Origin of the sequence: Streptomyces sp., from assembly GCF_036524955.1 — a bacterium.
In the GTDB taxonomy this organism is placed as follows: domain Bacteria; phylum Actinomycetota; class Actinomycetes; order Streptomycetales; family Streptomycetaceae; genus Actinacidiphila.
The window spans coordinates 1-12,656 of sequence record NZ_DATDBG010000106.1 but is presented as its reverse complement, the minus strand read 5'-3'; the positions used below and the strand labels follow the sequence as shown (position 1 = coordinate 12,656).

General features: G+C 70.7%; 12 protein-coding genes. 10 read left to right on the top strand and 2 right to left on the bottom strand.

Translation table 11 applies throughout. The annotated features are described in order from the left end of the window. Positions 1 to 229, top strand: a 229-nt coding sequence (locus VIW71_RS09400; protein WP_331621608.1) for a tyrosine-type recombinase/integrase, incomplete at its 5' end; no start/stop codon positions are given. Positions 230 to 295: 66 nt separating this feature from the next. Here VIW71_RS09400 and VIW71_RS09395 read toward each other — a convergent pair. Beyond that, entirely contained in the window at positions 296 to 970 is a 675-nt protein-coding gene (locus VIW71_RS09395) for a hypothetical protein (RefSeq protein WP_331621607.1), read from the bottom strand. A 106-nt stretch (positions 971 to 1,076) separates the two neighbouring features. On the opposite strand from VIW71_RS09395, the gene hemL reads away from it, so the two are divergent. The 7 genes from hemL to ccsB all read left to right on the top strand — a co-directional run bounded on the left by hemL (position 1,077) and on the right by ccsB (position 9,232). Further along, complete coding sequence (gene hemL, locus VIW71_RS09390; RefSeq protein ID WP_331621606.1) at positions 1,077 to 2,384, top strand: glutamate-1-semialdehyde 2,1-aminomutase; 1,308 nt, start codon at positions 1,077 to 1,079, stop codon at positions 2,382 to 2,384. Further along, the gene (locus VIW71_RS09385; RefSeq protein ID WP_331621605.1) at positions 2,381 to 3,094 is read left to right on the top strand and encodes a histidine phosphatase family protein; all 714 of its coding nucleotides are present in this window, start codon (positions 2,381 to 2,383) and stop codon (positions 3,092 to 3,094) included. Before hemL ends, VIW71_RS09385 begins: the two co-directional genes overlap by 4 nt. A gap of 459 nt (positions 3,095 to 3,553) precedes the next feature. Continuing rightward, positions 3,554 to 4,801, top strand: a complete 1,248-nt coding sequence (locus VIW71_RS09380) for a hypothetical protein (protein ID WP_331621604.1) — start codon at positions 3,554 to 3,556, stop codon at positions 4,799 to 4,801. An 84-nt stretch (positions 4,802 to 4,885) separates the two neighbouring features. Continuing rightward, entirely contained in the window at positions 4,886 to 5,494 is a 609-nt protein-coding gene (locus VIW71_RS09375; RefSeq protein WP_331621603.1) for a TlpA family protein disulfide reductase, read from the top strand. A gap of 16 nt (positions 5,495 to 5,510) precedes the next feature. Further along, positions 5,511 to 6,308 carry a cytochrome c biogenesis CcdA family protein gene (locus tag VIW71_RS09370; RefSeq protein WP_331621602.1) on the top strand — a complete coding sequence of 266 codons (798 nt, stop codon included), beginning with the start codon at positions 5,511 to 5,513 and terminating at the stop codon, positions 6,306 to 6,308. Positions 6,309 to 6,311: 3 nt separating this feature from the next. Next, the gene (resB, locus tag VIW71_RS09365) at positions 6,312 to 8,147 is read left to right on the top strand and encodes a cytochrome c biogenesis protein ResB (protein WP_331621601.1); all 1,836 of its coding nucleotides are present in this window, start codon (positions 6,312 to 6,314) and stop codon (positions 8,145 to 8,147) included. Continuing rightward, entirely contained in the window at positions 8,144 to 9,232 is a 1,089-nt protein-coding gene (gene ccsB / locus VIW71_RS09360) for a c-type cytochrome biogenesis protein CcsB (protein WP_331621600.1), read from the top strand. The genes resB and ccsB overlap by 4 nt, the downstream gene beginning before the upstream one ends. A gap of 247 nt (positions 9,233 to 9,479) precedes the next feature. On the opposite strand, the gene VIW71_RS09355 is transcribed toward ccsB, so the two are convergent. After that, positions 9,480 to 9,872: a PLD nuclease N-terminal domain-containing protein gene (locus VIW71_RS09355; RefSeq protein ID WP_331621598.1), complete on the bottom strand. Its 393-nt coding sequence runs from the start codon at positions 9,870 to 9,872 to the stop codon at positions 9,480 to 9,482. 97 nt (positions 9,873 to 9,969) lie between these two features. On the opposite strand from VIW71_RS09355, the gene VIW71_RS09350 reads away from it, so the two are divergent. Together VIW71_RS09350 and mqnP are read left to right on the top strand one after the other, a co-directional pair. Further along, positions 9,970 to 11,421: a menaquinone biosynthesis decarboxylase gene (locus VIW71_RS09350; RefSeq protein ID WP_331621597.1), complete on the top strand. Its 1,452-nt coding sequence runs from the start codon at positions 9,970 to 9,972 to the stop codon at positions 11,419 to 11,421. Between the two features lie 76 nt (positions 11,422 to 11,497). Further along, a complete protein-coding gene (gene mqnP, locus VIW71_RS09345; RefSeq protein WP_414720709.1) occupies positions 11,498 to 12,421 on the top strand; it encodes a menaquinone biosynthesis prenyltransferase MqnP in 924 nt (307 codons plus the stop codon). Positions 12,422 to 12,656 lie beyond the last annotated feature (235 nt).

Below are 12,656 nucleotides of genomic sequence, written 5' to 3'. Positions count from 1 at the left end.
CCACGCCCTGCGTCACTGGTACGCCTCGGTCCTGCTCGACGCGGGCGAGTCGATCCGAGCCGTCTCGGAGTACCTCGGGCATAGCGACCCCGGCTTCACGCTGCGCACCTACACGCACCTGATGCCCGCCAGCGCCGCGCGGACGAGGCGGGCGATCGACCAGGCGTTCGCCCTGAAGGTGAAGGGCACTTCTGAGATCATGTGCCCTCACTGTGCCCTGGCGGCCTGAGAGCCCCGGTTCGGGCAGCCGATCGGGAGGGGCGGCGCGCCCGTCCCTTGACGGAGAAACCGCAGCTCAGGGCCACACCAGGCAGTAGAGCTGGTGCCCCGACTCCTCGCAGCGGCGGGCGAAGTCCTGCCATTCGTGGAGCATTTGGGAGATGACGAAGGCGTCGCGGGGGCCGCGGCGGTCGGGGACGGTGGACCAGATGAAGGCGGCGGCGCCGAGGGACTCCTCGTTGGCGGTGCGGAGGGGTTCGACGACGGAGGCCGGGAGGCGGACGACGGCGTAGTCGGGGTGGAGGACGACGAGTTCGAGCGGGGGGACCTTGGAGGGCGGTATGCCTTCGATGCCGGTGAGGACCATCGCGGCCATCGTCTCCGGCTTGACCTTGGTGTACATGCCCTGGCCGAGTTCGTCGCCGCCGAGTTCCTCGGGGCGCATGGAGATCGGGACGCGGGCCGCGGTGGCACCGTCGGGCGCACCGAAGTACTTGTAGGTCACCCCCACTCGGCCACCCCTGCTCCTGCCCTTCGCGGTCGATCGGCCCGCGTCTTCGCGGACTTCCCGGTCTCCGGCGTGCTCTGCGCCTGCTGCGTCTGATCCGTGTGCTGCGTCTGCTGCGTGTTCGGCGCCATGTCGTGCGTCGTCGTGCGGTGCGCGGCGGCGCCTGCCAGTGGGGCGGGTGGGTTCGGGCCCGGGGTCGGCATCGCCCGACCCTTCGCCCGGTGAGCCACCACGCTGCTGCATTCCACTACCCGACCATCCGCTGACCCAACCCTGCAACCCGATCATCGTCTCAGATGCCGGGTTGAGACGTTACGGCGCAACGCCCGGCGTTTGAGACCATGTGCGAGTGAGCTATCCCTACGAAGCACCAGTGTCCCAGGAACTCTTCGACCGTGCGGCGACCGTGACGCCCGGCGGTGTGAACTCTCCGGTACGGGCGTTCCGTGCCGTGGGTGGTACGCCCCGCTTCATGGTGTCCGGCACCGGTCCGTACCTCACCGACGCGGACGGGAGGGAGTACGTGGATCTCGTCTGCTCATGGGGGCCGATGATCCTCGGGCACGCCCATCCCGAGGTGATCGCGGCCGTGCAGGCGGCCGTCACGCGCGGTACGTCCTTCGGAACGCCCGGTGAGGGCGAGGTGGCCCTCGCCGAGGAGATCGTCGCGCGGGTCGAACCGGTCGAGCAGGTGCGGCTGGTGTCGTCCGGGACCGAGGCGACGATGTCCGCGATCCGGCTCGCCCGCGGATTCACCGGGCGGGCGAAGGTGGTCAAGTTCGCAGGGTGCTACCACGGTCATGTGGACGCGCTGCTGGCCGCCGCGGGTTCCGGCGTGGCCACTTTCGGGTTGCCGGACACCCCCGGGGTGACGGGCGCGCAGGCCGGTGACACGATCGTGTTGCCGTACAACGACATCGAGGCCGCACAGCGGGCGTTCGCCGCCCATCCGGGGCAGATCGCCTGTGTGATCACCGAGGCGTCGCCCGGGAACATGGGTGTCGTGCCGCCGCGTGAGGGGTTCAACGCCGCGCTCAAGCAGCTCTGCGCGGAGGACGGCGCGCTGTTCATCTCCGACGAGGTCATGACCGGCTTCCGGGTCAGCAGATCCGGTTGGTACGGGCTTGATGGAGTACGTCCGGATCTGATGACCTTCGGCAAGGTGATGGGTGGCGGGTTCCCCGCGGCGGCCTTCGGGGGACGCGCGGACGTCATGGCGCACCTCGCGCCGGCCGGGCCGGTGTACCAGGCCGGCACCCTGTCCGGGAACCCGATCGCCACCGCGGCCGGCCTCGCGCAGCTCAGGCTGCTGGACGAGGCGGCGTACCGACACGTGGACGCGGTCTCGCGGGAGATCCAGGGGCTGGTCGGGGAGGCACTGACCAAGGAGGGCGTCTCCCACCGCGTGCAGAACGCGGGCAGCATGTTCTCCGTGTTCTTCACGGAGGAGGAGGTCCGGGACTACGAGAGCGCCAAGCGTCAGCAGGCCCACCGCTTCACCGGCTTCTTCCACGCGATGCTGGCGCAGGGCGTGTACCTGCCGCCGTCCGCGTTCGAATCCTGGTTCGTATCGACCGCGCACGACGCGCGGGCCGTGGAGCGGATCGCCGCAGCCCTGCCCGCCGCCGCACGTGCCGCAGCGGAGGCGCAGGAATGAGCAGCATCGGTTCTGCGGGTTCTGCGGGCTCTCCGGGCAGCGGCCTGACCGTCGTCCACCTCGTACGCCACGGCGAGGTGCACAATCCCGGCGGGGTGCTGTACGGCAGGGCGCCCGGCTACCACCTGTCCGAGCTGGGGCGGCGGATGGCCGACCGGGTCGCGGAGCACCTGGCGGGGCGGGACATCGCGTACGTCGTCGCCTCGCCGCTGGAGCGGGCGCAGGAGACCGCGACGCCGATCGCCAAGACGCACGGCCTGGACCTGGCGACGGACGCGCGGCTGATCGAGGCGCAGAACATCTTCGAGGGCAAGAACTTCGGGGTGGGGGACGGTGCGCTGCGCAGGCCGGGCAACTGGAAGTACCTGCGCAATCCGTTCCGGCCGAGCTGGGGTGAGCCGTACGTCGAGCAGGTCGTACGGATGATGCAGGCGTTGGACGCGGCCCGGGACGCGGCGCGCGGGCGCGAAGCGGTGTGCGTCAGCCACCAGTTGCCGATCTGGGTGGTGCGCAGCTTCGCCGAGCGGCGGCGGCTGTGGCACGACCCCCGTAACCGGCAGTGCACGCTCGCCAGCCTCACCACCTTCACGTTCGACGGCGACGAGATCGTCTCCGTCGGCTACAGCGAGCCCGCGATCGACCTCGTCCCGCCCCATCTGCGGGCCGGCGCGAAGTCGGTGAAGGGCGGCCAGAAGGCCTTCGGCGCGTAGCGCCTGCGGCGTGCTCACGGGGGGGCGGCGCGCTGTTGTCTCCCGGGGATACGGTGCGGTGCGGGCGCGGGGTGTGTACGTCCCGGGGCGCGGGGGTGCGTACGGGCGCGCGCGTACGGGTGCGGGGCACCCGGGGTGCGGCCCGCGCGTACCCCGGGCGCGTAAGGGGTGCGGGCGCGGCGCCGGCGGGCGGGTGGCGCGGAGGCGGGAAGCGGACAGCCGCACCCTCCGCCCACCCTCGGCACCCCCCGAGCGGCTGCTGGCACCCCCGGAGGGGTGGTTGGCGTGGGCTGGATGAGGGTTATGAGCCGTAAACCGTCTTGTATGCGGTAACCGTACGGAACCTGTGAACGTCATGGTGGATGACCAGGGTTCTGTCCCTCTTCGGCTGGAGGCGCACCGCCTCCGGCTGGAGGCGCACCTCGGGGTGTGGGACGCGGAAGAGACGGGGTTCGGAAAATGAGCGTCATGAGCCGGAGGACTCTGCTGACGACGACCGCGGCGGCGGCCGCCGCCACGGTCGTGGCAGGGTGCGGCGAAGGGGCCGTGAAGGGGGAGAAGGGCCCGCGCGGAGGCGGGAAGACGGGGAGCGGGCAGAGCGCGCCGGCGAAGGTGACGCTGATCGGGGACGGTTCCACCGCGCACACCGGGCCGCAGCCCCATCAGCCGGTGGTGGACCGGCTGGAGCCCGGGCAGACGCCGCCGCAGTTCGTGATCTTCTCCTGGGACGGGGCCGGGGAGGTGGGGAACGGGCTGTTCCCCCGGTTCCGGAAGCTCGCCGCCGACCACGGCGCCTCGATGACGTTCTTCCTGTCCGGGCTCTACCTGCTGCCCGAGGAGAGGAGACGGGTGTACGCGCCGCCGAACAACGCACCCGGCGCTTCCGACATCGGCTACCTCACCGACGAGCACATCCGGATGACCCTGGACAACCTCCGCCTGGCCTGGCTGGACGGCCACGAGATCGGCACCCACTTCAACGGCCACTTCTGCGCGGGCAGCGGCAGTGTGGGCCAGTGGACGCCCGCCGACTGGCGGAGCGAGATCGAGCAGGCGAAAGGTTTTGTCACCCGGTGGAAGACGCACACCGGCTGGCACGACCAGGACCCGCTGCCGTTCGACTACGAGAAGGAACTGGTCGGCGGTCGCACGCCGTGCCTGCTCGGCCAGGAGAACCTGCTGCCGGTCGCGCGTGAACTCGGGTGGCGGTACGACGCCAGTTCCCCGGGCGACAACCAGGTCTGGCCGTCGAAGAAGGACGGGGTCTGGGACCTGCCGCTCCAGCTCATCCCCTTCCCCGGGCACACCTTCGAAGTGCTGTCCATGGACTACAACATGCTGGCGAACCAGTCGCAGCAGGCCACCAGTTCCGACCCGCGCAACTATGACGGCTGGCGCCGGCAGGCCGCCGCCTCGTACATCGCGGGCTTCCAGCGGGCGTACGAGACCAACCGCGCGCCCTTCTACATCGGCAACCACTTCGAGCAGTGGAACGGCGGCATCTACATGGACGCCGTGGAGGAAACGTTCAAGCACATCGCCTCCGCCGGGCACGGCGACGTCCGGCTGGTCTCCTTCCGGCAGTTCGTGGACTGGCTGGACGCGCAGGACCCGGCGGTGCTGGCCCGCCTGCGCACGCTGGAGGTCGGAGAGCAGCCTCCGGGCGGCTGGCGGGCGTTCCTGACGGCGACCCCCGCCACGACCTGATCCTTACTTGGGGCATATTGCCGCTTTTGGTGTGGGTATCGGGGGCGGCCAAGATCGCCCCGGGGGCCATGCGAAACTTTTCACATGAGTCCTACCCGCGCCCTCCGGCGCCGTGCGTTCCGCAGTGCCGCGGCACTGGCCGGAGCCGCGGTGCTGGCGTTGGCGGTCGCCGCCTGTTCGTCCAGCGGAAGCTCGGCGACGGGCGAGTCCAACTTCGTCGGCGGCACCGGCGAGATCGCCGTCGTCAGGCCCGCCGACCGCAAGCCCGCGCCCGAGCTGTCGGGCAAGACGGTGAGCGGCGGCCAGGACAGCCTCGCCGCTCACAAGGGCAAGGTCGTCGTGGTCAACATCTGGGGCTCGTGGTGCGCGCCCTGCATCGCCGAGGCGGCCAACCTGGTGAACGTCGCCAACGCCGACCGGGCCAAGGGCGTGCAGTTCCTCGGCATCAACACCCGGGACCTGGTGATCTCCAACGCCGCGCGGTTCGAGAAGAACCACCAGGTGCCGTATCCGAGCCTGTTCGACCCCTACGGCAAGCTGATGCTGCGCTTCCCCAAGGGCAGTCTCAACCCGCAGTCCATCCCCGCCACCATGGTCATCGACCGGCAGGGCCGGATCGCGGTCCGGGCGCTCAAGGCGCTCAGCGAGGACGAGCTCAACAAGATCATCGATCCGATCGCCGCCGAGAAGTGACGGGGCGGGCCACCCCATGACCCACGCCGCCACGCAGCTCGCCGCCACCCACGCCGCCACCGCCCTCGCGCTCGACACCAGCCGGACCGTCTTCACCGGCGCGCTGGTGGCCGCCATACCCGTCGCGGTCCTCGCGGGGCTGGTCTCCTTCTTCTCCCCCTGCGTGCTGCCGCTGGTGCCGGGTTACCTGTCGTACGTGACCGGGGTCACCGGCAGCGATCTCGCCGAGGCCCGGCGCGGGCGGATGGTCGTCGGCGCGTCCCTGTTCGTGCTCGGCTTCAGCGCCGTGTTCGTGTCCACCGGCGCCCTGTTCGGCAACTTCGGCTGGACCCTCCAGGAGCACCGGCAGACCCTGACGAAGATCTTCGGCGCGGTTACCATCGTGCTGGGCCTGGCCTTCATGGGGATCGTCGGCGGCCTCACCCAGCGCGAGTTCCGCTTCCACCACCGGCCCGCCGCGGGGCTCGCGGGGGCGCCGCTGCTCGGGGCGCTGTTCGGGCTCGGCTGGGCGCCCTGTGTCGGTCCGACGCTCGGCGCGGTGCAGACGCTCGCGCTCAGCGACGCGAACGCCGGGCGCGGCGCGCTGCTGATGGTCTTCTACTGCCTCGGTCTCGGTCTGCCGTTCATCGTGGCGGCCGTCGCGTTCCGGCGTACGCTCGGCGCGTTCGGGTGGGTCAAACGCCATTACGCCTGGGTCATGCGGCTCGGCGGCGGGATGCTCGTCGCCGTCGGTGTGCTGCTCGTGACGGGCGTGTGGGACCACATCACCTACCAGATGCAGATCTGGTCAAGCAGCTTCACCCCAGGGGTCTGACTCATGAGCACCACGCACAAGAGCGACCGGGACCAGCGCGCGGGCGGCGCCGAGGAGGTCCGGCCCGCCCAGGAGCGGCCGACCCAGGAGCGGTCCGCCGACGACGGGCTCGGCGCGGCCGGCGCGCAGCTCAGCACGCAGCCCGCCGACACCCTGAGCAGCGTGCCCGGGCTCGGCCTCCTCGGCTGGCTGCGCTGGATGTGGCGCCAGCTCACCTCGATGCGGGTCGCCCTGATCCTGCTCTTCCTGCTGTCGCTCGCCGCGATCCCCGGTTCGCTGATCCCGCAGCACACCGACGACCTCAAGGTCGAGACGTTCAAGCAGCAGCACCCCGACGTCAGCCCGCTGTACGACCGGCTCGGGCTGTTCCACGTCTACAGCTCGCCGTGGTTCGCCGCGATCTACATCCTGCTGTTCATCTCGCTGGCCGGCTGTATCATCCCGCGCAGCTGGCAGTTCGTCGGCCAGCTGCGGGCCAGACCGCCGGCCGCCCCGCAGAATCTGACGCGCCTGCCCGCGTACACGACCTGGCGCACCGACGCCACGCCCGAACAGGTCGCCGAGGCGGCCCGCACGGCGCTGCGCGGGCGCCGTTTCCGTACCAGCGTGACCGGTACGTCGGTGGCCGCGGAGAAGGGCTACCTGCGGGAGTTCGGCAACCTGGTCTTCCACGTCGCGCTGTTCGGGCTGCTGATCGCGTTCGCCGTCACGTCGCTGTACAAGGCGGAGGGCGGCAAGCTGATCGTCGAGGGCGACGGCTTCTCCAACAACCTCACGCAGTACGACGACTTCAGCCCCGGCACGCTCTACGGCGCCGACGACCTCCAGCCGTTCGGCTTCGACCTGAACAGCTTCTCCGCGAAGTACGCCACCTCCGGCCCGGAGAGGGGCAGTGCGCGGATGTTCCGGGCGAACATCCACTACTGGAACGGCGCCGACGGCACGCCGGTCAAGGGCTCCATCGCGGTCAACCACCCGCTGAGCATCGGCGGCGAGAAGGTCTATCTGATCTCGCACGGCTACGCGCCCGTGGTCACGGTACGGGACGGCCAGGGCAATGTGGCCTACGAGGGTCCGGTCCCCTTCCTGCCGCAGGACAACTTCCTCACCTCCGTCGGTGTGATCAAGGTCCCGGACGCGATCGGCAAGGACGGCAAGCCCGACCAGCTCGGCTTCCAGGGCACGTTCGCCCCGACCTTCGCCATCGACAACGTCCGGGGGCCGCACTCGACCTTCCCGACGCTGGACCGCCCGGCGCTGTTCCTCACCGCCTACCACGGAGATCTCGGCCTGGGCTCCGGTCTGCCGCAGAACGTGTACCAGCTCGAAACGCGGAAGCTGAAGCAGTACAAGAGCCCCGACGGACAGCCGGTGCGGGACGTGCTGGTCCCGGGCGCGACGATGAAGCTCCCCGGTGGCGGCTCGCTCACCTTCGACGGCGTCAAGACCTGGGCCAGCTTCACCATCTCCCACCAGTCGGGCAGCGGGGCCGCGCTGATCAGCGGGGTGGCGGCGATCCTGGGCCTGGCCGGTTCGCTGTTCATCCAGCGCCGCCGGGTGTGGGTCCGCGCGGTACGCGGCACCGGCGGTGTCACGCTGGTCGAGATGGGCGGCCTCGGCCGCAGCGAGTCGGCGCGGATCGCCGACGAACTCGGTGACATCGCGCTCCAACTCCAGCCGGACGCACCCGCGAAGCCGGAAGAGCCCGCGGAGCCGGACGCACCCGCGGAGCCGGAAGAGCCCGCGGAGCCTGACGCCACCCGGCCGACGGCACCGGACCACCCCCAAACCCCAGCAGAACCCACCCCCCTGCCAGACGAAGAAGGAGCCCGCGCGTGAATATCGCTGCCGCGGTCAACGAGAACTTCGCGAACTACAGCAACTACCTGATCCGCTCGGCGATGTTCGTGTACGCGCTCGCCTTCCTCGCGCACCTCGCCGAGTGGGCCTTCGGCAGCCGCAGCAAGGTGGCCGTCCAGTCCGCGGCGCTGGCCGCCGGGGCCGCGGACGGTACGGCCGCGCCCTCGGTCACCGTGCGGGTCGCACAGCGCGGCGGCACCACCACCCTGGAACGCCCCACGGTCATCACCCGCGCCTCCGCCAGCGACCGCGGCATCGAGGACGGGCCGGGTGCGGCCGGCGGCACGGAGAAGGGCGACCTCTACGGCCGGATCGCGGTGTCCTTCACCACGCTGGCCTGGCTGCTGCACGTCGCGGGCGTCGCCTTCCGCTGCGCGTCCGTGCAGCGGGCGCCCTGGGGCAACATGTACGAGTTCTCCACCACGTTCGGCATGGTCGCGGTCGGCGCGTACCTCGTGCTGCTCGCGCTGGGCAAGAACGTCCGCTGGATCGGCCTGTTCCTCACCACCTCCGTCCTGCTCGACCTGGGCCTGGCCCTGTCGGTGCTGTACACCTCCAGCGACCAGCTCGTGCCGGCCCTGCACTCGTACTGGCTGTGGATCCACGTGTCCTGCGCGATCATCTCCGGTGCGGTGTTCTACCTGGCCGCCGTCGGCACGCTGCTGTACCTGCTGCGGGACGCGTACGAGGTGGCGCTCACCGCGGGCAGGGCGGGGAACGGCCGCTGGGCGGACATCATGCGGCGGCTGCCGGCCGCGGCGACCCTGGACAAGTTCGCCTACCGGATGAACGCGCTGGTCTTCCCGCTGTGGACGTTCACCATCATCGCGGGCGCGATCTGGGCGCAGGCCGCGTGGGGCCGCTACTGGGGCTGGGACCCCAAGGAGACCTGGTCGTTCATCACCTGGGTCGCGTACGCCGGCTACCTGCACGCCCGCGCGACCGCCGGGTGGAAGGGTCGCAAGGCCGCCTACCTGGCGCTCATCGCCTTCGCGTGCTTCCTGTTCAACTACTACGGCGTGAACATCTTCGTCACCGGCAAGCACTCGTACGCCGGGGTCTGAGGTTCACTCGCCGAGCAGGCCCACTCGCCTTCCTGGCCGGTCTTCCTGCTCTCCCCCTGCCTTCGGCGGGAGGTGCCCCCACCCTCCGCGGCCGGCCTCGTTCCTCGGCCGCCCACTCCGGGAGCTCGGGCGTCAGCCCTCCGCTCCTCCTGGTCGGTCTTCCTGCTCACACCCTCCGCGGCCGGCCTCGTTCCTCGGCCACCCACTCCGGGAGCTCGGGCGTCAGCCCTCCCGGTTCCGGCGGGGCTCACTCGCCCTCCGGCGGCGGCCCGTCCTTCCTGTTCTGCTTGTTGAGCTCGCTCAACGAGCGCAGGAAGTCCGGGTTGTCGTCGGGGGCTATCCACTCACGCCGTCCCTCGGTGTTCGGATCGGTTCCGCCCCGGCCGTACCGCCGGGCGGGGTGCTGCTCGGCGGACGTGGCGCCGGCCGCAGCGACGCCCCGGCCGCGCCGGCGGCCCGCGATCAGCCAGGCGAGCGGGCCGACCAGCACCTCGCCGAAGAGCAGGATGATCAGCACCCACGCCACCTTGGGCAGCCCGCGCACCTCGCGCTCGGGCGTGCCGAGGCAGTCGACGAAGGCGTAGATCCACAACCCGATCACCAGTACGTACGGCAGATACCGCAGCATAAGACCCCCCACATCGTGATCTCTTGACCCTCTCCAGGGTAACCACGGTGCACGGCTCGGCGGGTGGCCGGGGCACGTGCCCTGTGGACAAGGTGCGAGACTGGGGCGCATGGCTTACGACGATCTCCGCTCGTTCCTCCGGGCCCTGGAGAAGGACGGCGACCTCAGGCGGATCACCGCCGAGGTGGACCCGCATCTGGAGGTCGGCGAGATCACCGACCGGGTCAACAAGGCCGGCGGGCCCGCGCTGCTCTTCGAGAACGTACGGGGCTCGGTCGCGCCGCTGGCCATGAACGTCTACGGCACCGACCGCCGCCTGCTGAAAGCGCTGGGCCTGACCTCGTACTCCGAGATCAGCGACAAGATCGCCGGGCTGCTCAAGCCGGAACTGCCGCACGGGTTCGTGGGCGTGCGCGAGGCGTTCGGCAAGCTCACCGGGATGATGCACGTGCCGCCCAAGAAGGTGAAGGACGCGCCGGTGCAGGAGCGCGTGGTCACCGGCGACCAGGTGGACCTGGACGGGTTGCCGGCCCTGTTCACCTGGCCGCAGGACGGCGGGTCCTTCTTCAACCTGGGCCTGACGCACACCAAGGACCCCGACACCGGCATCCGCAACCTGGGCCTGTACCGGCTCCAGCGGCACGACCGCCGCACCATCGGCATGCACTGGCAGATCCACAAGGACAGCCGCAACCACTACCAGGTCGCCCAGCGGCGCGGTGAGCGGCTGCCGGTCGCGATCGCCTTCGGCTGCCCGCCGGCCGTGACGTACGCGGCGACCGCGCCGCTCCCCGGCGACATCGACGAATACCTCCTCGCGGGCTTCGTGCAGGGCAAGCGGGTGGAGATGGTGGACTGCAAGACGGTGCCGCTCCAGGTCCCGGCGCACGCCGAGGTGGTGCTCGAAGGGTGGCTGGAGCCCGGGAAGACGCTGCCGGAGGGGCCGTTCGGCGACCACACCGGCTTCTACACCCCGCAGGAACCGTTTCCCGCACTGACCATCGACTGCGTGACGATGCGCCAGCGGCCGCTGTTCCAGTCGATCGTGGTGGGCCGGCCGCCGACCGAGGACGGGCCGCTGGGGCGGGCCACCGAGCGGTTCTTCCTGCCGCTGCTGAAGATCATCGTGCCGGACATCGTCGACTACCACCTGCCCGAGGCGGGCGGCTTCCACAACTGCGCGATCGTCTCGATCGACAAGAAGTACCCCAAGCACGCACAGAAGACGATGCACGCGATCTGGGGCGCGCACATGATGTCGCTCACCAAGCTGATCGTCGTGGTCGACGCCGACTGCGATGTGCACGACCTGCACGAGGTCGCCTGGCGGGCGCTGGGCAACACCGACTACGCCCGCGACCTGACCGTCGTCGACGGCCCGGTCGACCACCTCGACCACGCCTCCTACCAGCAGTTCTGGGGCGGCAAGGCGGGCATCGACGCGACCCGGAAACTGCCCGAGGAGGGCTACACCCGCGACGGCGGCTGGCCGGAGATGGTGCTCTCCGATCCGGAGACCTCCGATCGGGTGACGAAGCGCTGGAAGGAGTACGGGCTGTGACGCGATGGCTGACGATGGAGGCGGGCCGAGCCGTCGGCGGGCCCCGCGCCTGCGGGGACGACCCGGAGTACGGGCTGTGAGCAGCGAGGCGGTCCTCGAAGGCGGCGGCCGGCCCACTCCGCCGGTCAGTGGCGGCGTGCCCGCCTTCCTGCGGCTGGTGATGATCGAGCACTCCGTGTTCGCGCTGCCCTTCGCGTACATCGCGGCACTCACCGCCATGTTCCAGGACGACGGCCGGGTGCACTGGGGCGAACTGCTGCTGGTCACCGTGGCGATGGTGGGCCTGCGCACGTTCGCCATGGCGTGCAACCGGATCATCGACCGGGAGATCGACGCCCGCAATCCCCGTACCGCCGGGCGTGAACTGGTCACCGGGGCTCTGTCCGTACGGTCGGCGTGGACCGGCGCGCTGATCGCCCTCGCGGTGTTCCTGGGGGCTGCGGCGTTGCTCAACCCGCTGTGCCTGGCGCTCGCGCCGATCGCGGTGGTGCCGATGGTGGTCTACCCGTACGGGAAGCGGTTCACCGACTTCCCGCACGCCATCCTGGGGCTGGCGCAGGCGATGGGCCCGGTCGGCGCGTGGCTGGCGGTCACCGGCTCCTGGTCGTGGGACGCGGTGATCCTGGGGCTCGCGGTCGGCGTGTGGATCGGCGGGTTCGACCTGATCTTCGCCTGCCAGGACGTGGCCGCGGACCGGGCGCACGGCGTGAAGTCGGTGCCGGCCCGGTTCGGCATTCCGGCCGCGCTCTACGGGGCCCGCGCCTGCCACGCCGTCACCACGGGCCTGCTGGTCTGGTACGGGGCCGCCTCCGACGCCGGCGCCCTGTGGTGGGTGGGCCTGGCGATCGTGGTGGGCGCGTTCCTCTACGAGCACTCGATCGTCAAGCCGCACGACCTGAGCCGGCTCAACCGCGCGTTCTTCACGGTGAACGGCGTGATCGGCATCACGCTCTTCGTGTGCGCGCTGTTCGACCTGACCGCGCGCGGTCTGGGGGCGTGACCGCGGACGGCAGTCGTCCCGGCCGGCGGTGAGACCCGTCGCGGGCGGGACGGATCCGTACCCGCGCTTCAGTCCGAGTAACCGTCCGGGCCGATGTCGTCGTCCTCACGGCGGAAATCCTCGCGGTCCGGAACCGGCGGCAGCCTTACATGACTCACCGGTCCCTCTTCCGTCCCGGAGCGTCGCGCCGTCGCGACCCGCGCCAGCCGGTGACGGCGACCGGGCCGCCCGTTCC

Coding starts and splice junctions, on each gene's coding strand:
- VIW71_RS09385 (WP_331621605.1), top strand. CDS start 2,381: ATGAGCAGCATCGGTTCTGCGGGTTCTGCGGGCTCTCCGGGCAGCGGC.
- VIW71_RS09375 (WP_331621603.1), top strand. CDS start 4,886: ATGAGTCCTACCCGCGCCCTCCGGCGCCGTGCGTTCCGCAGTGCCGCG.
- VIW71_RS09350 (WP_331621597.1), top strand. CDS start 9,970: ATGGCTTACGACGATCTCCGCTCGTTCCTCCGGGCCCTGGAGAAGGAC.
- VIW71_RS09395 (WP_331621607.1), bottom strand. CDS start 970: ATGCAGCAGCGTGGTGGCTCACCGGGCGAAGGGTCGGGCGATGCCGAC.
- resB (WP_331621601.1), top strand. CDS start 6,312: ATGAGCACCACGCACAAGAGCGACCGGGACCAGCGCGCGGGCGGCGCC.
- VIW71_RS09370 (WP_331621602.1), top strand. CDS start 5,511: ATGACCCACGCCGCCACGCAGCTCGCCGCCACCCACGCCGCCACCGCC.
- VIW71_RS09380 (WP_331621604.1), top strand. CDS start 3,554: ATGAGCGTCATGAGCCGGAGGACTCTGCTGACGACGACCGCGGCGGCG.